Origin of the sequence: Tatumella citrea (assembly GCF_002163585.1) — a bacterium.
Lineage (GTDB): Bacteria > Pseudomonadota > Gammaproteobacteria > Enterobacterales > Enterobacteriaceae > Tatumella > Tatumella citrea.
Window position 1 is genome coordinate 3,191,655 of the sequence record NZ_CP015579.1, and the last position, 20,176, is coordinate 3,211,830.

General features: G+C 50.5%; 12 protein-coding genes. 3 read left to right on the forward strand and 9 right to left on the reverse strand.

What is annotated here, in order from left to right; genetic code table 11:
• Nucleotides 1-20: 20 nt before the first annotated feature.
• The 5 genes from A7K98_RS15295 to A7K98_RS15320 form a co-directional block, all read right to left on the reverse strand.
• Nucleotides 21-281: an immunity protein gene (locus tag A7K98_RS15295; RefSeq protein ID WP_087489335.1), complete on the reverse strand. Its 261-nt coding sequence runs from the start codon at nucleotides 279-281 to the stop codon at nucleotides 21-23.
• The gene (locus tag A7K98_RS15300) at nucleotides 278-8,710 is read right to left on the reverse strand and encodes a two-partner secretion domain-containing protein (protein ID WP_087489337.1); all 8,433 of its coding nucleotides are present in this window, start codon (nucleotides 8,708-8,710) and stop codon (nucleotides 278-280) included. Before A7K98_RS15300 ends, A7K98_RS15295 begins: the two co-directional genes overlap by 4 nt.
• Nucleotides 8,711-8,910: 200 nt before the next feature.
• Nucleotides 8,911-10,614 (reverse strand): ShlB/FhaC/HecB family hemolysin secretion/activation protein, encoded by a 1,704-nt coding sequence (locus A7K98_RS15305; RefSeq protein ID WP_087489338.1) that lies wholly within the window; start codon nucleotides 10,612-10,614, stop codon nucleotides 8,911-8,913.
• A gap of 576 nt (nucleotides 10,615-11,190) precedes the next feature.
• Nucleotides 11,191-12,996, reverse strand: coding sequence for a chloride channel protein (locus A7K98_RS15315; protein ID WP_198361110.1), 1,806 nt, complete (start codon nucleotides 12,994-12,996; stop codon nucleotides 11,191-11,193).
• Nucleotides 12,993-13,805 (reverse strand): HPP family protein, encoded by an 813-nt coding sequence (locus A7K98_RS15320; protein WP_087489341.1) that lies wholly within the window; start codon nucleotides 13,803-13,805, stop codon nucleotides 12,993-12,995. Before A7K98_RS15320 ends, A7K98_RS15315 begins: the two co-directional genes overlap by 4 nt.
• Before the next feature lie 75 nt (nucleotides 13,806-13,880).
• Between A7K98_RS15320 and A7K98_RS15325 the strand changes: the two genes are divergently transcribed.
• The 3 genes from A7K98_RS15325 to A7K98_RS15335 all read left to right on the forward strand — a co-directional run bounded on the left by A7K98_RS15325 (nucleotide 13,881) and on the right by A7K98_RS15335 (nucleotide 16,413).
• Nucleotides 13,881-14,324 carry a MarR family winged helix-turn-helix transcriptional regulator gene (locus tag A7K98_RS15325; RefSeq protein WP_087489342.1) on the forward strand — a complete coding sequence of 148 codons (444 nt, stop codon included), beginning with the start codon at nucleotides 13,881-13,883 and terminating at the stop codon, nucleotides 14,322-14,324.
• 479 nt (nucleotides 14,325-14,803) lie between these two features.
• Nucleotides 14,804-15,235, forward strand: coding sequence for a carboxymuconolactone decarboxylase family protein (locus tag A7K98_RS15330; RefSeq protein ID WP_087489343.1), 432 nt, complete (start codon nucleotides 14,804-14,806; stop codon nucleotides 15,233-15,235).
• A 320-nt stretch (nucleotides 15,236-15,555) separates the two neighbouring features.
• Nucleotides 15,556-16,413, forward strand: coding sequence for a PA4780 family RIO1-like protein kinase (locus A7K98_RS15335; RefSeq protein WP_087489344.1), 858 nt, complete (start codon nucleotides 15,556-15,558; stop codon nucleotides 16,411-16,413).
• 659 nt (nucleotides 16,414-17,072) lie between these two features.
• Here the strand turns inward: A7K98_RS15335 and A7K98_RS21505 are convergent.
• Genes A7K98_RS21505 through A7K98_RS15355 form a run of 4 tightly spaced genes read right to left on the reverse strand, consistent with a single transcriptional unit; the run spans nucleotide 17,073 to nucleotide 19,576 of the window.
• Nucleotides 17,073-17,432, reverse strand: a complete 360-nt coding sequence (locus tag A7K98_RS21505) for a MerR family transcriptional regulator (protein WP_087489345.1) — start codon at nucleotides 17,430-17,432, stop codon at nucleotides 17,073-17,075.
• 42 nt (nucleotides 17,433-17,474) lie between these two features.
• A complete protein-coding gene (locus A7K98_RS15345) occupies nucleotides 17,475-17,930 on the reverse strand; it encodes a PTS sugar transporter subunit IIA (RefSeq protein ID WP_087489346.1) in 456 nt (151 codons plus the stop codon).
• Nucleotides 17,927-19,291, reverse strand: a complete 1,365-nt coding sequence (locus A7K98_RS15350) for a PTS galactitol transporter subunit IIC (protein ID WP_087489347.1) — start codon at nucleotides 19,289-19,291, stop codon at nucleotides 17,927-17,929. The genes A7K98_RS15345 and A7K98_RS15350 overlap by 4 nt, the downstream gene beginning before the upstream one ends.
• 3 nt (nucleotides 19,292-19,294) lie before the next feature.
• Nucleotides 19,295-19,576, reverse strand: a complete 282-nt coding sequence (locus tag A7K98_RS15355; protein ID WP_087489348.1) for a PTS sugar transporter subunit IIB — start codon at nucleotides 19,574-19,576, stop codon at nucleotides 19,295-19,297.
• Nucleotides 19,577-20,176: the final 600 nt, after the last annotated feature.

Sequence of the window (20,176 nt, forward strand, 5' to 3'; positions counted from 1 at the left end):
GTCTGTACCGGGGCGGCTCTTTATTGCTTAGAGGATGGTTCTTCTTTTTGTTTTATCCTGGATAAAAGCCAGATACCTACTCCTGTGGGGATTCCCACCACGATACCTCTTTTAATTGAAAAAAAAACATCCTCATGCCAGCCAAAAATGAAATTTCCATTTTTAAAATAAACCAAAATTGCAGCACATAAGCAGCCTGACAAAAAAGCAAGAATCATGGTAACGATAAAAGTTATTATTAAAATAAAAAGAGATTTTAAGCCATAAGTATTAGGTCTCATTTCTTATCTCCCGCATTCTTTAGCTTATCTTCAACTTTACTTCCCGTAGTTTCGCTAATTACAGAGCCGCCAATAGCTCCAGCAATACCAGCTGTTTTATCTGAGACAATTGGGAAATATTTATTACCAACTTCTACAGCTTTACCTCCGCCAGCACCAATTACAGTACCAATAACTGCACCAGCTACAACCGGAAGTGTATCTTTCCCCTGCAATTTAGCGCCAGCATAAGCTCCGGTGATACTGGCCGCTTCAGTAAACCAGAATCCTTTACCCTGCGTTAACGCACTGACACCAGTAGCAATAAGTGCATCGGTGGCACTGAAAGGGTCGCCATTGTTCAACTGGTTAAACACGTTTGCTGAGCCGCCTATTGCTCCCGCAGCAATAACACTTCCCGCCGTTGCGGTAGTTGGTAGCAGAACAGGAGCCACAACGGTTGTCATCCCCGCGCCCCAGGCAGTTAACAGTCCGGTGGCCGGATTCTGGTTTGCTGGTAAATCACCTTTCGCATTCTTGCTCAGCGCCGCGTTTATCTCTTCCGCTGTTGCTCCGGCTTCGATCATTGAGCTTCCCAGCGAGGCCGCTGCCTGACCATAGCTCCCCAGCCCGCCAAGGTTGTTGTTATTGGATGAGTTCTTCCCCGCCTGCGCACCCGCCACAGCATCTGCCGTGCTGTCACCGGCGATACCGCCAGCCAGTCCAGCCGCCAGAGTTCCCAGCGCGCTGATAGTCTGCCGCTGCTCTTCGCTCAGGTCTTTCCGGTTAACGCCCGGATAGAGCTGTTGTGCGATAAATTCACCGGTGGTCGCCCCGGCTGCACCGGCTAACGCGCTGTTACCGTTAATCTGCGCTACTACCGCACCCAGTACCGCATGCGCCATCAGGTTCGCTTCAGTATTAACCTTACCTGATGCATCTGTGGTCATATTGTGAATGACCTCAGCCAGATACGGCGACGAACCACCCGCTATCGCTTTTGCCAGGTCACCACCGGCCAGGCCCTGTACCGCAGCGGTAACCGCCTGGATACCCTGCTGGATGGCGCTGCCGGTTCCCCATTGCTGCTGCGCATTTTTGTAGCCAGAAGTTTCTTTCAAAGCTTTATCATATGCGGCACGTTCTTCCTTCGTGGCATTTATGCCCGGCTCTTTAACACCTTTCGCAGCCAGTTCTGCCTTACCTGCTCTTGTCGCCTCAATCTGCCCCTGAGTTCTGGCAATATCTCCGATCTGGCTTCCTATCTCTCCTATCAGCTGCGCTTCCCTTAACCGGTTCTGCTCCTTCTCCTTGTCAAATATCGGGGACAATGTCTGATTGGCATGTTCGACATCGCGGCTCAGGTCATCAAGGTTTTGCTGCTGATTGTCCTTATCGCGGATTTTAATCGCGCCTTCACTGACTGCCGAATGAGTAACCGAACTGTCGCTGTCGCTGCCATTAAAACCCACCAGCAGGTTACTGGCCATATTGCCCAGAAACTGGCCGCCCGCGCTACCGCCTGTGCTGGCCCCAACGCTTTGGTGCTCAACCTTGTATTCGGCGCTGTTTTTAATATCGATGAACCCGAGGGTTCCGGTGTCGAGTGCATTCAGGCTGCCATCCGCCGTCGAGCCGATAACCGCACCGTTGAGCTGCGTGTGTTCACCGACACTGATATCAAAACCACCGTTGCCGGCAAAGATACCCGTCTGCTCCTGCACGCTCTGGTACGTGCTGTGCATGTTGTCCCGGCTCAGGTTAACCGAAGCACCGCCCCCCATGCCTGCACTGGCACCCGCGCTGATATTTTTCTGTGTCGAATCGTAGTTGTCAGTATCCTGTTCGCTGGTCAGGGTCAGATGACGCCCCACATCCAGAGTCACTTTTTTGCCACTAACCTGCGCCCCGCTCAGGGTAGTGTCCCTGCCGCTATTGATGGTCAGATGATTTCCGGCATTAATGGTAGTTTCATTATGGCTGATGCCGTTGCCGGTCTCTGAACCTTTGCCCTTATTGACGCTGGCGCTCACCGTTACACCACCGGAGCCCTGGCCAAAGTTAATACCTGCGCCCACTGACGATCCGTGACTTTCATTTTTTCCCTCCAGTGTCTGACTGTTCAGCCCGGAGAAAAGATTCACGTCCCGCGCCGCATTCAGGCTGACCTCTTTCCCGGCCTGCAGCTGGCTGCCCTGAACGCTAATATCGGTTCCGGTGGCGTTTAATGTCAGATTATTGCCCGCGGTCAGCGTACTGCCCTGGCTTTGGCTCTGAGTACTGGTCTGCGTTGATTTAGATGACTGGCTGCCATATGAAAGGTTGATACCAACCAGACTACCCTCACTGCCGCCCGCTTCCGCAAGGGACACCGACTGCGCGGCCTGCACGCCGCTGAGTGCCGATTTCATCCCCTGCAGGGCAGCCAGCCGATCGTTGCTCTGCTTACTGGCTTCGTTGGCACCCGACACAGCTGCGTTAATCGCACTACCTGCCGTACCGGATAAGGCCAGCGTCAGGCCGCTCTGCTTTTGTTCCACCGTATGGGTCTGCGAACTCTGATTATCTGTCGCCAGAATGTTCACTTCTTTACCGGTCAGGTTAAGGTCTTTTCCTGCCAGCACGTCTGAACCTTTTACGGTCAGTTGGTTACCGGCCGTCAGGTTAACGTTGCCCTGAGTGCTGCCAACAGTACTGCCCATGCTGCTTAAGCTTTGCCCGTCATCGGTAATTTTCAGGCTGCTGCTTCCGACACTAAAACCTACTCCGCCAGTGCCGGAAAAGCCTGACTTTTTCTCCTGGTACTGATGAACTTCCTTCCGGGTTTCTTCAGCGGTGCTGATTGTCAGGTTGTTGCCTGCGGTCAGGCCGACATCCTGCGTTCCGGCAATGCTGCTGCCGGTGACAGTCAGGTCATGTCCGGCCTGCATAGCGATGACGTTGCCACTAAAGGCACTGCCTGCCGCTGTCTGGCTTTGAATCTCATCATGGGTGGTGATCGATTTTTTTGAAAGCAACCCGCTGCTGGTCTGGTGGCTGTTTTCTGTCAGATGGTAGCTGTCGTTGCCGTAGGTAATGGTGAGATCATTTCCTGCCACCACATTCAGACCATCCTGCGCATTGACGCTCGCGGCACGGGCATTAAGGTCGTGGCCGGCGACCAGGGAGACATCGCCACTGCCGTTAATCTGCGTCCCGTTCTCAAAAGATTGAGTCAGGCTGCGGTTATTGCCGCCACCCCAGTCACCCTTTTCACTGTGCGTGGTCGTCACGGTACCCAGATTCAGGTCATTTCCGGCACTGAGCTGCGTCTGGCTACCCGCACCGGTGTTGCTTATCTGGCTGGCAGTCAGATTAATGTCGTGCACTGCCTGCAGACTCAACTGACCCTTGTCGTTTTGCACATAAATTCCGGCAGGACGATCAAAGGTGATATTACCCACGCTACCGCCCAGCGTACTGCTGCTGTTAAAATCTCTCCCCGCAATGGCGGTCAGTCGGTCACCCGCCTGTAAGGTGCCACCGATATTATTGATGTCGGTGACTGCCCGCAGGGCCAGTTGATTGGCGCCAATAAAGCCGCTGTTATTGAGGTTATCCGCAGTAAGCTGGGTGACTTCCCGCCCGCTGATATGACCGCTATTGGTCAGGTCATGACTGACATTTAATGCAATATTATTACCACTGAGTAACGCGCCACTACCATCCAGGTCGCCTTGCTGAACCCGCGCATACACCTGCGGCACCAGTACACTTTGTACCGTGCCATCGGCCAGCGTGATCTCTTTTTTCACCAGCCACACCATGTCACTGGTCAGCAGCGCCATCTGCTGTGGAGTCAGTGCCACGCCCAGCGCGAGCGAGAACTGCTGGCCGAAGGCTACCCCCGCATTCATCAACGCCTGGTATTGATCTTCGTCATTACTGTAGCCCGTCAGATAGCGATTACCGGTCAGATTCAGCACCTGCTGTTTAATCAGTTGTTGTTCGTAGTAGCCATCACCCAACCGTTTCAGCAAAGCGTTCGGGTCGTTGGCAAGCGCGTTCTGCATATAATCACTACCCAGCCACTTTTTCTGTTGGGTAAAACGCGGATCGGTTTCAATCAGATAGCGGGCATCGACCTCCGGCTGAACATGGAACAGGCTGTTATCAGGCAGCGTGATAACTGGGCTTATCAGGCGGATCACCGTATTATCGTCGCCCGGTGGAATCACATCGACAATCTGCCCTGAAGGTGGGGTGACCGGCATTAACCCGCTATCGGCCGTGATATTGGCTGCATCAACAATAGCAGTACTGTCTCCGGCGGTATTGCGTCCGGCTACTGTAAAGCCGCTACCGCTGGCCTGCGAGTTACCCTGCCAGTCCATGGTTTGCAGATCAATGGTCCGGATAGTGGCAGTCGGCGTGTAACTGCTGTGATCTTTACCCTGTGAGGTTTTCGTTCCACCAGGTCCTCCTCCCGACTTTTTAGCATACCAGTGGATCTGGCTACCAATATCGGTGATCACCCTCTGGCCGGCAGTCGCGATATTGTTCAGCTGATTAATGATGCCACCCAGCAGCCCCCCGGCCACAATCCGGCTGTCGTGATTATTAACCTGATCACTATTAATGGTCAGATTGCCTCCGGCAATCAGCTGGCCGGGATCGCTTGCCACTACCTGCGTTTCGGTGATGGTACGGGTATAGATATATTGGTAGAAATTATTATTGCGCGTGCCATCCGGCATAATCGCATCCTGCACTTTGTATTTATTTTTATAGCTGGTATCAATATCCGCCCAGTCAAAGCGGTTAACCGCCCCCTTGAGCACGGCTTCATTGTGGTATGATTTTTCTACTACCACGACCTGTGTCACTAAATGGTCATTGATGTTATTGAGCTGGCCGACATTCAGCGTCATATCACCGGCGGATTCCAGCGTGGCACTGTGATTATTGAAAACCGATGCCTGTCCGGTTGCCCGCCAGTTATTATCCAGCGCACCGCCAATAGCGGCATTTCCTGCACTATATATCAGCCCGTGGTCGAGGTTATTGATCTCCGCTGCACCAATATCCAGCTGATCGCGGGCCGCAATCGTCGCCGCGCTACCATTTTCAGCCAGATTGTTCAGTGTCGCGGTTTGCAGTGCAATATGGTCACCGTACAAACGCCCCGTGCCGGTGTTAGTCAGGTTAGAAGCGACAACATGAGTCAGGCCGCCATCCAGCAAACCCCGGTTAGTTAAATCGTTGGTCAGCAACAGATGGTTTTCCCCGGCACTGATTTCAGCCGGTTGCTGGTTGTCGAGGCTATCGGCATGAAGCGTCAGTACACCACCTGCTTTGATCACTCCCTGATTCGTCAGGCTCTGATTGCCAAGGCTCAGGTTCATGTCACCATTAGCGACCACCTGTCCCTGATTGAAATAAGCCTGTTGCAGGACTAATGCCATTGCGCCTTGCGAAAGTACGCTGCCATCGCCGGTCAGTGAACCGGCGGTCAGATTGAGTTTTTTTCCGGCAATCAGTGTCCCGGAAGTATTGATAAAAGAGAGAGTATCGCCTCCGTGAATGTTCAGCTTGGCAGATGACGACAGCAGGCCTTCACTATTGTCGAGATGTTGTGTTCCGGTGATTTCCAGTAAATCTGTCGCCCGCAAAATCCCCCGGGCATTATCAAAATTACCGCTGTCGAGGGTGACCGATGTCCCCTCAATCCCGGTGTTATCCGCCTGAGTATCACGGTTAATCAGCTGGAGGGCCGTGATAGCGAGGTTAGCTCCGCTGCGGATCAGCCCGTGAGTGTTGGTAATCAGTCCTTTGATCGCGTTTATCGCCACCGTACCTACCACCTGGATTTGACCTTCAGTGTTATTGAGGCTTCCGGTATTCAGTTGTGCATCTGCGGCGACGGAAATAATGCCCCTGCTATTGTCGAGCGTCTGGTCCTGAGTATTGATTTGCGCCGTGCCTGAGCTGCGGATCTGTCCTGACCGGTTGAGCACTGTACCGCTCAGCAGGTTAAGCGACTGGCCCGCGCCAATCTGCCCTTGTGTATTTATCAGCTCATCGCCTGAGGTATTAACAACCATCGAGCTTCCGGCCTGTAATAATCCATGCTGATTGTTGAAGGCGCCTTGTGTGGTGAGCGCCAAATCTTTATTGCTTATCAGGCTTCCGTTGAAGTTATTCAGTTCTGCTGTCGCCAGCGTACCACCGCTGGCACCGATATAGCCCCGGGTATTATCCAGTGCGCCACTGCTAAGTAACAGTGTTCCCTGGCTAATAATACCGCCGTTGGTGGTGCCGTAACGGTTGCTCAGGAGGCCATTTTGCATATCAAGCTGCATATCACTTCCGGACTGTAGCAGCCCGTGGTCATTATTGAGCCCGCGACTTTGCAGCCACACTTTTCCTGCGGCTGCCAGGCTCCCTTGTTGATTATTCAGCAGGCTGAAGGTGGTGATATGCAGCGACCCCTGTTGTGCAGCGGTCAGCTTCCCGTTCTGGTTGTTCAGGTGGTCAGCCTGCAGATTAATATTGCCATTCGCTGCCAGGCTTCCGGACTGATTATTCAACGCGCCGCTCACCGTAACTGACATATCGCCGCTCCCGGTCTGCACCAGGTTGCCACTTTGATGCGAGAAGAAATCTGCTGTCAGCGTAATCCGGTCAGCCCGGGTGGTGGCGTTATCAAGTAGCAATTGCGAGGCACTTAATCCCAGCGCTCCCTGGCTCAATAACGTGCCTTCCGTTCCTGTCATCTGGCCGGTCAGCACATCCAGCGAGCCGTTTCCGTAATGAGCGACCAGCCCTTGCTGGTTATTCAAAACAGCAGTTGTCAGGCGGAAATTATTGCTGTTACTGGCCAGCGTACCGGCACTGTTGTCGATCCCCCCGGCAAAGGAGAACATCAGATCATTGCTGCTGAGTTGCTGTACCAACCCGTTGCGGTTAGACAATTTGTCTGCATTGATAGTGAGTTGTCCGGCGGAGATTTTGCCGTCATTGTTATTGAGAGTGCCTGATGTCCGGGCAGTAAACTTTTGACTGGCAGACAGCGTGGCACCGGAGGTGCTGATATCTCCGGTCGTCGCCTGAATCGACACATTGTTGCCATAAGTCTGGCTGTCGCTGAAATCCAGCACCGCGCCCTGTACCGTTAATCTCCCGGCAGCGGAGTTTTTTCCGTTGACGGTCAGCTTTCCCTGACTGGTTAAGCTAAGATCACCGGCGGCCGCCAGCGCGCCGTCACTACCCATCCCCGCTGCGAACACACTGGTTTTATTACTATTAATTCCTGCGGCGCTTACCGTCGTATTGTTCTGCGCGGCGATCACGCCCCGGTTAGTCAGCGTACCACGGCTGCTCACGGTGGTATTGGCCGAGGCATACAGGTGGCCCTGATTATCAAGATAGCCTCCGGTGGTCAGCTGCAGATTGTTGGTGGCTGTTATGTATCCGCTATTGCTGATACTTCCGTCGGCATTAACCACTACATCTCCTGCCGAAGCACCAATATTCCCGGCGTTATGCACCCCAACTCCAGTTTCTGTACCCATCAGGCGAATTTTATTGGCGTACATACCTCCCAACGCCGCCACATCGATGGCAATGCCGGGCGATACGCTACCATCGGCGGTTTTGGCAGCGACGACGTCGTGCGCTGCATCCACCACATTACGCCCGGCGGTGACTTTCAGTTGACTGGCCCAGACCCCCGCATTGATTTTCACTGCCCGGGCAATCAGGTCAGTACTGTCCTGCTGACGACTGTCCATACCTGCGCCAGTGACGACAATCTCGCCCTGATTGACGTCATAGCCACTGATTTGCCCATTATTTATCTGTACCTGACCGGTGGTCAGGGTGGCACGGTTGGCGTTGATAAAACCACAACCATTACAGGTAATCCCTGACGGGTTGGCTATCACCACCTGTGCTTTTCTTCCGGCGATTTCCACGAATCCATTTAACTGGCTGGGATCCCGTGAGTTAACCTCATTAAGAATGATTCTGGCCTCGCCCTTTGCCAGATTCGGGTTGCCGGCAACCATCCCCCCCAGTTGAGTCTGTACATTGTTATGGCTGTTATTGAGAATGGCACCCTTACTATCAACATTAAACTGGCTGTATTTATTGTGCGACACCCCGCCAGCACCCGGTGGCTGAATATTGATCTGAGGGATACCATTAGCACTGTTAATTATGGTGGGCTGCTGACCGCCAGGTGCACGACTATCAGCGACAATACCAGCCTGCACAGGCTGGACAGCACCTAACGCCAGCAACATCGCAAAACAGATGCCATGAACTTTGCCCGTTAACTGGCTGAAGGGATGTACGGTGCCGGAGCGAGACGCTGACGCTCCGGCACGACCAGCACCGGCAATATCTGCGACAACCATCAACAGGCCACGCGCCTGATTAAATACAATACGGTAGAGGTTCTTATTCATGACAGCGTCCTTGCTTTAAAATAAAGTCTTGTCGCGCAGTAATACCCGCTGGTTTTGCCACTCCGGTACTGCAGCTGCGAGACAGAATTTTCAGAGAAAACGAAATACCTGATCCTGGTATTTTCCGGAATGCTTCAGGGCAGAAACGGTAGCCCACACCGGGAATTATCGCTAAACGCTCCGGCTTGCATCTTCGTCTGTTAGTATTGCCAGTTGAGGTTAAAACCGAGCGACAGCGGGTCAGTTTTGAAGCCCCCGGGTTTAGAAAACGGCACGGCGGCAAACAGATCATAACCGGTATTAAATGCCGAACCACGAATGCCGGCAGCGCCTCCGGCCAGATGGTTACCTACCAGATATTGCGAGCCATGACCGCCTACTTCGCCGTAATCAACGCCCAGATAAAGTTCCTGACCTGAAACCGGGGTAGCCCAGGCGATATCATTGCGTACCATCCAGCCACGATCGGCGTTCAACGTACGCTCCCCGTCAAAACCACGCACCGTCCAGCGATTACCAATGGCGAACTGATCCTGCGGTGTCAGCAACGTATTGCTGAACTGCCGCTGATATTGCAGGTTGTAATGGAATTTTTGGTTAACCAGTGCGAAAGGAATATCAAGCTGTGCTGATATCTGTACGATTTTGCTCAGTGCTGTAGCATCGCCGAAATATTCTTCCGGGGCAGGCTGTGCACCAAACCAGCGGGTACCTCGCTGGTATCTGATGCCCGTATCCAGCGTTGTCTGAGCAATATAGTGGCGATGTTGTAAACCAATTCTCCAGGAGGCAGTTCGGCGGCGTTGAACTTCAACTTCGGTATCATCAACATAGTTTTTCGATTCCCTGGCCTGCACATCGTAAACCAGCGTCGTTTTCTGACTGCCGCTACGATGCAGGATGCGGCTGACCTGAAAACCAACATTGCTGCTTTTACCACTGTAACGGTAATCACTGTTCAGACCGGCGACCGTCTGGTGATAGTGATAACTGTTGGCCGTGATGCCAAACATCCAGTACCCCACAGGTACGGAGTAGTGACCGGTAATATTATCCGCGCCTTTTCCGCCCTGCCTGTCCAGGCTGCGGCTACCGGACAGATAAAACAGATCGCTGAGCGAGAGAGGATTATCCAGAGACAGTGTCAGCCCTCCCTGATAACGCCCGGTACTCCGGGTACCCGAATCATCCAGTGAAGCGCCCACCCGCCACATCCGTTGTTGTTGCCACAGCAACGCAATATCACTCTCTCCCGGCTGACTGCCGGGTAAAATTTCCATACCAGCCTGTACCGTGGGCAAGCGCTGCAGATTCTCCAGCCCCTGCTCGATATCTCGCAGATCTAACAGCTTACCTTCATGGGCCGGGAACGCACTGTACAAAGTGATGTAGTGACCGCTTTCCGGTGTTAGTTTTATCTGCCTGATATTACCGGGGACGATTACCAGTTTAAGTTTGCCACTGTTGAGATCCTGCTGCGGTGCCAGCACACGGGTAGTAATATAACCGTGCCCTACCAGTCGGTTTTGCAGGGTGCTCATTAGCAGGTTGATGCCTTTGCCACCCAGACAATAGCCGATCGCCTGATTACTGATACGTTGCAATGGCAACCAATGCGGTAGGCTGTCAGCACCTGAAAGGATAACCTGCGAAATAGCAAAACATGGCGTTTCCTGCGGGAAACTGATCCGGCCAAAACTGCTGACCGGCGCAGAGAGGCGCACCTCTGGTGCATTTGGGGTCAGGCGCTGCTCTAATGCCCGTTGTTGCTCCTGCTGGTGTATAAATTGCCTGTCACCCGCATCCGTTATTTTTCCAGACCCGGAGCCTGCCGGACTGACTAACAGTGAGGGGGCTGCCGGGGCTGAAAGCACCGGCAAAGACAGTAACGTTAACAGAGTCATGTACGCGCAGCACCGCGTCTGATGAGCAGGGTTTATCACTTCATATCCTTATGAGCTGAACACAAAACATCCTTTTTGTGTCATATATTTTTTCACAAACTTACATTTACTGCAGAATATATCAATAAAATGATCAAAAACCATACAGTAGATTTCTGTTTTGTGATTTCCAACCTTTTTTACTTATGCGACCAACCGGCGGTGGCTAATGACAGATGAGCCATGTGGTGATAGTGAAAGAACCGGAGATAAGAGTCAGCAATTGCTGCTGAAATGAACCCTGCCCTGCAATCAACAGAAAAATGAAACAGGCGAACAGCCGCCGGCAGTACGACCCACGGGTCTGTATATGATCTGTGATGGCTCCGGAGCCTGCCGGGTTAACAATCACGATGTATGGATAGCAGACGCGAAGGTCGTCCGGCTGAATGAAATAATCAACATGGCAGGGCTGAATCGGAGCTGTTTAACGGCCTGGACCGGATAGCCATTCTCGATTCCCAGCGTAGACTATAACGGAACCACAGCCGGGATTTTTATCCCCTGTCAGAATCAGAATAAATTACAGGTCCCTGCCTACCGTTGCTTTTGGTCTCTGAGGCGCGTCGAGTGTGCAGCTAACAGATCACCACGGGTGAGGATGCCTGTTACCTGCGGACAGGGATCGTCACTTATCACCAGCAACCGTCCAATATCTGACTCAACCATATAGTCTGCCGCTTCCCGCGCGGAATGGGTTTCGCTTATCGTCAGTAACGGGCGGGAAATACAATCCCCCACAGTCATATCCAGTGGCAGATGAGTATTCGAGATATCCTTACGAGTGATCATCCCGATAACCTGCCCGTTATTTTTAACAGGATACCCCTGATGCTGAGCATCTTCGCTGTGTTGCTCAAGCCACTGACGAATATTCTCCAGGGTGCAGCCAGCGTCGATAAACACCACATTCCTGCTACATATCTCGCCGGCGCTGATGGTCGCAAGATAGTCGCTGCTATAATCAGAGGGTACCCTGACACCCCGACGATGAATTTTTTCGGTCATAATGGTTTGCTGCATCATCAGCCCTGAAACCAGATAAGCTGCAGTACATCCCGCCAACAATGGCAGTATTCCATGTGATTGCCCTGTGGTTTCAAATGCAAAAACTACTGATGCCATAAATGCCCGGGAAGCCCCTGCAAATAATGCCGCCATCCCGACCAACGCAGCAATTCGCGGATCAATCCCCAGTTGTGGAAATGTGGCACTGATCGCTGTACCGGCAATCCCCCCCAATGCACCACCCACCATAAACAACGGAGCCAGTGTTCCGCCGGAAGTCCCGCTGCCTAAGGCAACTGACCAGGAGAAGAATTTAAAAAAACACAGTACCAGCATCGCATTCACCGCCATGTGGCCGTTCAAAATTGCGGAAATATTGTCGTAACCCACCCCCAGGGTTTGTGGCTCGATAAAACCCACTACGCCAATCACCAGCCCGCCAATCGCTGGCCAGTACATCCAGTGTAACGGCAATTTCTCAAAGGCATCTTCAACGGCATAGGTGAACTTTGTTACTCCAACAGCCACCACACCCAATACTGCTCCCAGCAGGGTATAGAAAATTAACGCCTCAACCCCGGGTTGTTGAATATTAGACATAGCAAATACTGCATGGTCACCTTCCAGCACATAACGCAGACTGGTTGACGAAATTACAGCGATAATCACAGGGATCAGAGTGCGGGCCCGGCGTTCAAATAATAGCAGCTCAACAGCCAGTAGAATGGCGGAAAGCGGTGCCGCGAAAACAGCGGCCATTCCTGCAGCCGCGCCCGCCGCCAACAAAGCTTTGCGCTCATCCGCGGTCACTCTGATTATCTGACCAAACAATGACCCCAGTGCACCTCCGGTCGCAATAATTGGCCCTTCAGCACCAAACGGTCCTCCGGTACCAATCACAATGGCTGAGGAGACCGGCTTTAGCCAAATCATGCGTGGTGGAATACGGCTCTGATTACGCAGTACCTGCTCCATTGCTTCAGGTATACCGTGGCCGCGTATCGCTTTAGAGCCCCACTTTGCCATGGCACCGACAATAAAACCGCCGACCACTGGCACCACGATAACCCACAGACCGAGGTGATTCATTGCCGGACTGCTGAACTCAGTAGAAAGTCGCGCATAAAAAGTAAAATTGGTAATCAGACCAATCAATGCCAGTAGACCATAAGCGATCAGCGCAGCAGCAATTCCTAAAGGAAGAGACAGAGCAGATATCAGTAACACTCTGCGATCGGGAAACGAAGATTGTCTTGCTGGCAGTGCGGCTTCCAGTGACGGAGCCACCGGAATTGCGTCATTTATTTGTACCGAAGCGTATTTTGAGGTCATCATTTCAGGCTCGTATTTCGCGGAGAATGTGGGGAGAGAACAGAGGCCTTCGTCGAACCTTCCGACATGATGGTTTGGCCTGCCATTCTGAATTCAGCTCGTTTCTCTGCCTGTATAAGGATATCGATCAACTCGTTTTCATCGATATCCACCAGATGTCCACGTTCGATCAGTTCAGCATGTAAATCAGCCGCGTTTATGCCCGGTCCGCCAGATAATACGGGCTGCTGTGTTGGCCGGTGATGTGATGGCCGGAGATTAGGATAACGTCGCCTGAACAGGTTATTCAGTATCAGAGCCGAAGCAACAAGCAGCAATGATTCAAGCATCACTGGCATAAGAACAAAATAATACCCAAGATGAGTGATCGTCGGGCCACCGAGTACTGCGGTCGCCGCGACAGCTCCACTGGGCGGATGAAGGCAGCGTAAGAAAAACATTGCCACAATTGCTAATGCTACCGCGCAACCAACAGCCAGTGCGGTATCCTGTATCCATAGTGCGCAGGTCACCCCGCTGAGTGAAGCCAGCAAATTACCACCAATGACGACACCGGGCTGAGCCAGCGGGCTGGATGGTGCGGCAAACAGTAAGACCGCTGACGCCCCCATTGGAGCAATCAACCACGGAATGTCCTGGGCCAGCAGGGAGTGTGATATCCATGCCGTCAGCATCAGCCCCAAAGCAGCACCAATGGCTGATAAAAAAAAGCCAGGGTCATCCCTGAGTAACAATATGGGCCTGAAACTGTACAGGTTTTGAATATTTATCCGGGGCAACGATTTCATTATCAGTATAGGAAAGTTAAACATGATTTATATCATGTTATGATATAAATCATGTTTACTTCAACTTTAATCATGTTTTTTATCAAGTGAGTTTTTGACATGAAAAAAAGCCAGTATGAGGCGTTGTCTGAGTTCCGCTATCAACTCAGACGTTTTTTGCACTTTAGTGAAACCATTGCCCGAACTGAAGGGTTAACTCCTTTGCAGTATCTTTTGTTACTGCATGTTGAAGGATTTCCGGGTCGTCACTGGGCAACAGTAGGAGAACTGGCGGAGCGTCTGCAGATGCAACATCACGGTACTGTTGCACTGCTAACCCGTTGTGAATCCCTGGGTCTGGTGGAGAGAAGAAAGAACGAACATGACCGGCGTTGTGTTGAGGTACACCTGCTGGCAGAAGGACAACGAAGGCTCGAAAAGCTGGCGGCCCTGCACGAAGCTGAACTGACATCCCTGAAAGATATTTTCCAGGTTAATCAGATTACCGCCTTTAATAATGAAACATTACCTGCCGATGGCGGTAAAAAGAAACACAACTCATAAACCTCAACATAGCGCGCATCTGTGGCACTCACTCAGACTGCCTGATGGTGTGACTTTGCTGCGTACTCCCCCTCTCCAGTTGAGATCCGGGGCAACCTCCAGGGCTGAGAAGGTAGCATATGCCGTTTACTGTTTAAACACAGGTTTTCTACGGTAGTTTCGGTTCGCTGTCGGCAGGATTAACAAGAGGTGAATCCCGTCCCCGGGATCACCTGCTTAACAACAGGTAATGTTCTGGCGTTGTCCCGCGAAAATAGCCGTAAACCGTCGGTAAGCAGTCACTCACGTCGCGATAACTGCTCACTTCGCAGATCTGCGGAGTGAATAGCGCAGCTCAGTTAAAAGTTTCACTCACTCGTTAACATCACCAAAGTCCTGTTCTGAGCATTTCAGGGAAAGTGGCTGGTCGGCTAAACACTATGCTGCAATCTACGGCCTGCAAGCCGCCCATAACGGGTCCCTTAACTACAGGATTTATCATGAAACCACTTCGCCTTGCTTATTCATCTTTATCGCCCGAAGCCTATCAGGGGCTGCTGTCGGTTAAAAAATCCCTGGAGAAAAGCTCGTTAGGTAGCCAACTGATTGAACTTGTCTATCTGCGTGTATCGCAGATCAATGGCTGCTCATTTTGCCTGGAAATGCACTCAAAATCGCTACGTGATGGCGGTGAAAAACAGTCCAGACTGGATGCAGTAGCTGGCTGGCATGTCAGTACTCACTTTACTCCGCGCGAGCGTGCAGCACTGCAATGGTCAGAATCTCTGGCCAATGTCGCCGGGACTCATGCTCCTGACAGTGATTATGACCTCCTGAAATCACATTTCACGGATAACGAGATCTCTGATCTTACTTTTGCAGTAGCCCTTATGAGCGCATTTAACCGGCTGGCCATCGGTATGAGACAATAATTGTTTTAGACAGGAACGAATAACAGGAACCGCGGGCCGTTGGTGTTACCGGAACGCTGGCTCGTGCCCGGTTATCTGCCATCTAACGGCCAGCAATGGCCGAATCGCCTGGTTGCTGACAACATCGTTAACGCATGGGAAAATTAATTAATATATTGTTTTTTAATAAAATAAACACAGTAATATTCATCTCTGCGCAGTACTCCCCAAAACTATTTTTTTCGGTATAATTGGCGAATTCATTTCCTGGCTGCCTGTTTCTACAGCATCGATAATTTGTTATTGATAAGAATAGCGGCCGAACTAAGGTAGAACGCCGCATGAAAATTCCTCACAGACTCCAGCCTCTTATCGATGATGGTTTAATCGATCAAGTGCTGCGGCGGTTGAAAAGCGGCAAAGAAGCCGATGTTTTCACTGTCGTCTGTGGCGATGAGATTCGTTGTGCCAAAGTTTATAAAGAAGTGACCCAGCGTAGTTTTAAACAAGCCGTGCAATACCAGGAAGGACGTAAAGTCCGCAATTCCCGCCACAGCCGGGCGATGCAGAAAGGATCGAAATTCGGCAAAAAGCAGCAGGAAGAATCCTGGCAGACAGCAGAAGTCGATGCGCTGTTTCGGCTGGATAATGCCGGAGTTCGGGTCCCCCGCCCTTATGTCTGCATCGATGGGGTACTGTTAATGGAACTGGTCACCGATGCCGGTGGCGCCGTTGCCCCGCGACTGAGTGATATTATGCTGGATGAGCAGCAGGCAGAGGCGGATTTCAGGGTGATGATCCGTCAGATTGTCCGCATGCTGTGTGCCGGCGTAGTCCATGGTGATTTGTCAGAGTTTAATGTGCTACAGAGCGCGGAAGGCCCGGTCATTATTGATCTGCCGCAGGCCGTAGATGCCGCCGCCAACCATCATGCAGTCTCGATGTTTGAACGTGATATCGGCAATATAACCGCGTACTACAGCCAGTTTGCTCCGGCACTGGCAGACACTCAGTATGCCAAAGAAATCTGGTCGCTTTATGCACAGGGCAAACTAACTCCGGAAACCCCGTTAACCGGAAAATATGCCGAACAGCAACATAAGGTGGATATGGAGTCACTGCTTGATGAAATCATCACAGCAGAAAATGAGCATTATGAACGACTGAGGTCAATCCGGCAGAATAATGAGGATGAGTAATCACCCTGTTAACTTCAGAGTATTGGACAACAATAAAATGAATCACAACATATTATAATTCTCATTTATCATATATTAGTGTCTTTTTTAATAATGCAGACACCGATATAATTCATCCTGCCCACCTTCCTAAATTTAATTCATCAGGATTTAATCGATAATGATTTTATAAGAATACTCTCAATGTTTCCCGGCATAGTGAATTATTATCTATTCTTTACAGGTCACCTTTAAATTCTATATCAGATGAGGAGATTGGTTATGATTAATCGCACAATTAAAGGATTGTTAATTCTCACGACAATGGCTGTGCTAGCCGGATGTCAGCATAAAAGCGATGCCATAGATCAAGGAAGACCGCAAGCTGCCGGCGGGCAATCCGTTCCGGGTGGTCCTGTGGGTCAGGGTCCTGTAGGCCAGCCTCAGTCATAATATCAGCAAGTCTTCCATGGGTACGGGTTATTACCTTATCCTGTTAAGACTCAACATATAATGTTCAGAACATTATATATACCGTATCCGGTCTCGGCTGATGCCAGAAGAAAAAAGAATCTGGCAGACCTGATGACCGGAATTATATATAACCGCCGGCTAAATAACGGCTCTCCCATAACTTTTCAGCGGTTAATTCTGAGCGAGTGAAATAATTAACCTGCCTGTTATCTACTTTTCAAAGTGTTCACAGGATCAGATTCTGATTTTCCTTTATCCTGCAGAGTATTTGCAGAGGTCATTTCAAACCGCACCTCCGGGTCCATCGCACTTACCGCTTTTTGTAGTTCTGCCAGGGCAAATTTGAGCGAGGCAACTTCCTTTCGCAAAGCTTCAACTTCACTTTCCCGTGATAACGGATGGCTGGTTTTTGGAAAAGCCTCGAACACATCCGCTTCCAGAAACATGCGAACCTGGCGGTTATCGACACTGACCAGCTGATATTTCAGCCGGCCACTGTTGATCGCATTATAGATAGTTTTACGACTGACTTTCGCCATATCAATGACATCACTGATTCGTAGCATCTTGCCCTTCTCCGACCCGCTCACATCACGCTGCATTGTATCTTACTGCGTGATGACCGCATGGGTGAAGACTTTTGCTATTTCCTCTGTGCTTAGATGGCTGATTTCTTCAACACGCTGGCTGTCGGCAAGCAAGGCAAACAGGGACTGGATAATGGACACTTTTTCACAGGTCTGATCAATCGCCATCATGACGATTATCTGTGGCACCACCACCTGTTCCGGTTCATCTGTCCGGTGAAATTCCACGCCAGCCTGGTTAATCGCCACCGCAAATCCGGTTTGTATCACATGTTCAAACTCAGTATGCGGAATAGCCACACTGTGGGTTTCCATAAAAATGCCGGTAGGGTAGATTTTTTCCCGCTCCAGAACTCCGTTAGCAAACCCGGGATGCACCAGCCCGTCGTGTTGCAGACTGGCAGCCAGGGTTGTAAGTAGTTCGGTCCGGCTGACCGGGGTAGTAAATTTGAAAACACGTTGTGCACTGAACATCATGGCTGGCTCTCCTCTGTGGCTTCTGATAATTGACGACTTTCCACAGCCAGTTTTCTGCGGTTCCACAGCAACAACAGTATTGTTAGCACCGATATAACTGCGATCCCAATAGCTTTAAAATTGAATCCCTGGATAATGGCCCATGGCAACATCGAACCCGCATAATCCAGACTACTGATACTGGTTGTTCCCTGAGGGAGTGAAAAACCGGTACTAACAGCGGTACTGGTCACTATCGGGGCCAGACTGGTGCCAATCAACAATGCCAGGCTTAATGTCAAAATGCCTGTCAGCAGAGTACGGAACATATCGCCACGGCATACTGCCGTTACCAGAACAAAAGCAAATGGCAGTCCGGTTAACGACGCAAATGGCAGGAACTCATTTCCGGGAATCACCGCAGCCAGCACCAGCATCACCGGAATCATCAGCATCGACACAGATAATGTCACCGGATGACCCACACTAACCGCTGAATCAAGACCGATAGCAATATTACCAAAGGCACCGGCACGGGACTGAGCAATCTCCTGGATCCGTTCACTGATAGGATACACACCCTCCATCAGCATTTTTGCCATGCGGGGTATAATGGTCATGACTGCTGCCATAGTAATTGCTGTCTGCAGAATCGCCTTAACCTCAATACCGGCAATAATTCCCAGTAACCCGCCAATAATTGCCCCTAAAGACGCCGGATCTCCCAGAATAGACAGTCTTTTCTGGATGACTTCGGTATCAATTTTGATATCCCGTACTCCGGGAATACGATCGACAATAGCATTCACCAGCCAGGCTGCCGGCACAAATGAAGCAGAAAAACCATGTGGTACAGATATCGAAGGCAGATTGAGATATTTTTCCACATCCTTAGTGGTGCGGTCCGCAATCACCATCGTTACCATACAGTTAATGACTGCCGCAAAAATCCCCATCCACAAACTGTCTGTAATAATAGCTACCAGTGAGCCTGTAAATGCATGGTGCCACAAATTCCAGATATCGACGTTAAGTACGCGGGTGGTTTTGGTATAGAGCATAAAGACATTAATCGCGACACATACCGGAATCACCAGCGCCCCGACACGGGTTCCCATGGCCACAGCAGCTGCAGCCGGCCAGCCAACATCCAGTACTGAAAGATGCAAACCAAAGCGTTCGACCAGTGCATTACTCACCGGGGTCAGCGATTCGATCATCAGGTTAACGGTGATACTTAAACCGATGAAACCTATCCCTACCATCAGTCCCGCACGAATAGCCTTAGCTAATGGCAAGCGCAGAATCAGCCCGAGGATCATAAAGATCAGAGGCATCATTACGGATGCCCCCAGACCCACAATGTAGTCAATAATAAACATGGCTTAACTCCCGGCGAGAATTAATTCTTTTACGCTGCTAAAGACTTTTTCGGTTCCCATACCTGTCAGTAATGGCAGTGCATTAACCACCGGAATAGACAGGCTTATCGGGGAAGTAGAGACGATGAAATCAATATCATCGCGGGTTTTCGCTTCGGAAACCGTTCCCTGTGAGATACGAACTTTATCCAGTAAATTCTCTTTCTTCAGGTAGTCCTGCAGTTTGTTAAGTGCAACTGTACTGGTCGCCACGCCGGCACCACAACAAATCATCATATGCTTCATAATTCCCCCTCCATTTAGTTAGCGGAATTAAAGCATTTCATGATATGCATAATTGTGATCTATGTGTAATTTTACACACCGAATACACTATGATTAGCACTACCAAAATCATCTCATTGAAAATAAATAATTTTTAAACCAATAAAATAATCACCTCTTAATAATTATGTTAATCTGCTCACGGTTTTGGTGGGTTAACCCCGTCAAATATTAAGGTTATTTATGATTTTCGGTCGATGTTAAACAATCTGAACTAAGTTATCGCTGTACCGTAGAACCTCTACTGTTAGCAACATGTAAGGTTACGAGCCAGCCATTAAAAATGGATAGGTTTCCCGGCAATGCATACCAGAAATCTCCTGGCGGTCGGGTAGAAATATCAAGGAATTATCAATCAGTTTATCGGGTTTAATTGGTTATGCCTGTTAAATGTGAATTGACAGGCATAAACAGTTCACGGAGAATAAATCCGTTAGCTACCTGATTATCTTATTTATCCCACGGGGTAGTGGCACTATTTAATTTTCTCCTGAGGGTAATCTTTAATAATTATCCCTGCGATGCTTGTCTGCGATCACAGATAATACATTAATAACGATA

What these genes read in the sequence shown, in the direction of transcription:
- A7K98_RS15295 (WP_087489335.1), bottom strand. Translation starts at nt 281, where the DNA reads ATGAGACCTAATACTTATGGCTTAAAATCTCTTTTTATTTTAATAATA.
- A7K98_RS15300 (WP_087489337.1), bottom strand. Translation starts at nt 8,710, where the DNA reads ATGAATAAGAACCTCTACCGTATTGTATTTAATCAGGCGCGTGGCCTG.
- A7K98_RS15305 (WP_087489338.1), bottom strand. Translation starts at nt 10,614, where the DNA reads ATGACTCTGTTAACGTTACTGTCTTTGCCGGTGCTTTCAGCCCCGGCA.
- A7K98_RS15315 (WP_198361110.1), bottom strand. Translation starts at nt 12,996, where the DNA reads ATGATGACCTCAAAATACGCTTCGGTACAAATAAATGACGCAATTCCG.
- A7K98_RS15320 (WP_087489341.1), bottom strand. Translation starts at nt 13,805, where the DNA reads ATGTTTAACTTTCCTATACTGATAATGAAATCGTTGCCCCGGATAAAT.
- A7K98_RS15325 (WP_087489342.1), top strand. Translation starts at nt 13,881, where the DNA reads ATGAAAAAAAGCCAGTATGAGGCGTTGTCTGAGTTCCGCTATCAACTC.
- A7K98_RS15330 (WP_087489343.1), top strand. Translation starts at nt 14,804, where the DNA reads ATGAAACCACTTCGCCTTGCTTATTCATCTTTATCGCCCGAAGCCTAT.
- A7K98_RS15335 (WP_087489344.1), top strand. Translation starts at nt 15,556, where the DNA reads ATGAAAATTCCTCACAGACTCCAGCCTCTTATCGATGATGGTTTAATC.
- A7K98_RS21505 (WP_087489345.1), bottom strand. Translation starts at nt 17,432, where the DNA reads ATGCTACGAATCAGTGATGTCATTGATATGGCGAAAGTCAGTCGTAAA.
- A7K98_RS15345 (WP_087489346.1), bottom strand. Translation starts at nt 17,930, where the DNA reads ATGATGTTCAGTGCACAACGTGTTTTCAAATTTACTACCCCGGTCAGC.
- A7K98_RS15350 (WP_087489347.1), bottom strand. Translation starts at nt 19,291, where the DNA reads ATGTTTATTATTGACTACATTGTGGGTCTGGGGGCATCCGTAATGATG.
- A7K98_RS15355 (WP_087489348.1), bottom strand. Translation starts at nt 19,576, where the DNA reads ATGAAGCATATGATGATTTGTTGTGGTGCCGGCGTGGCGACCAGTACA.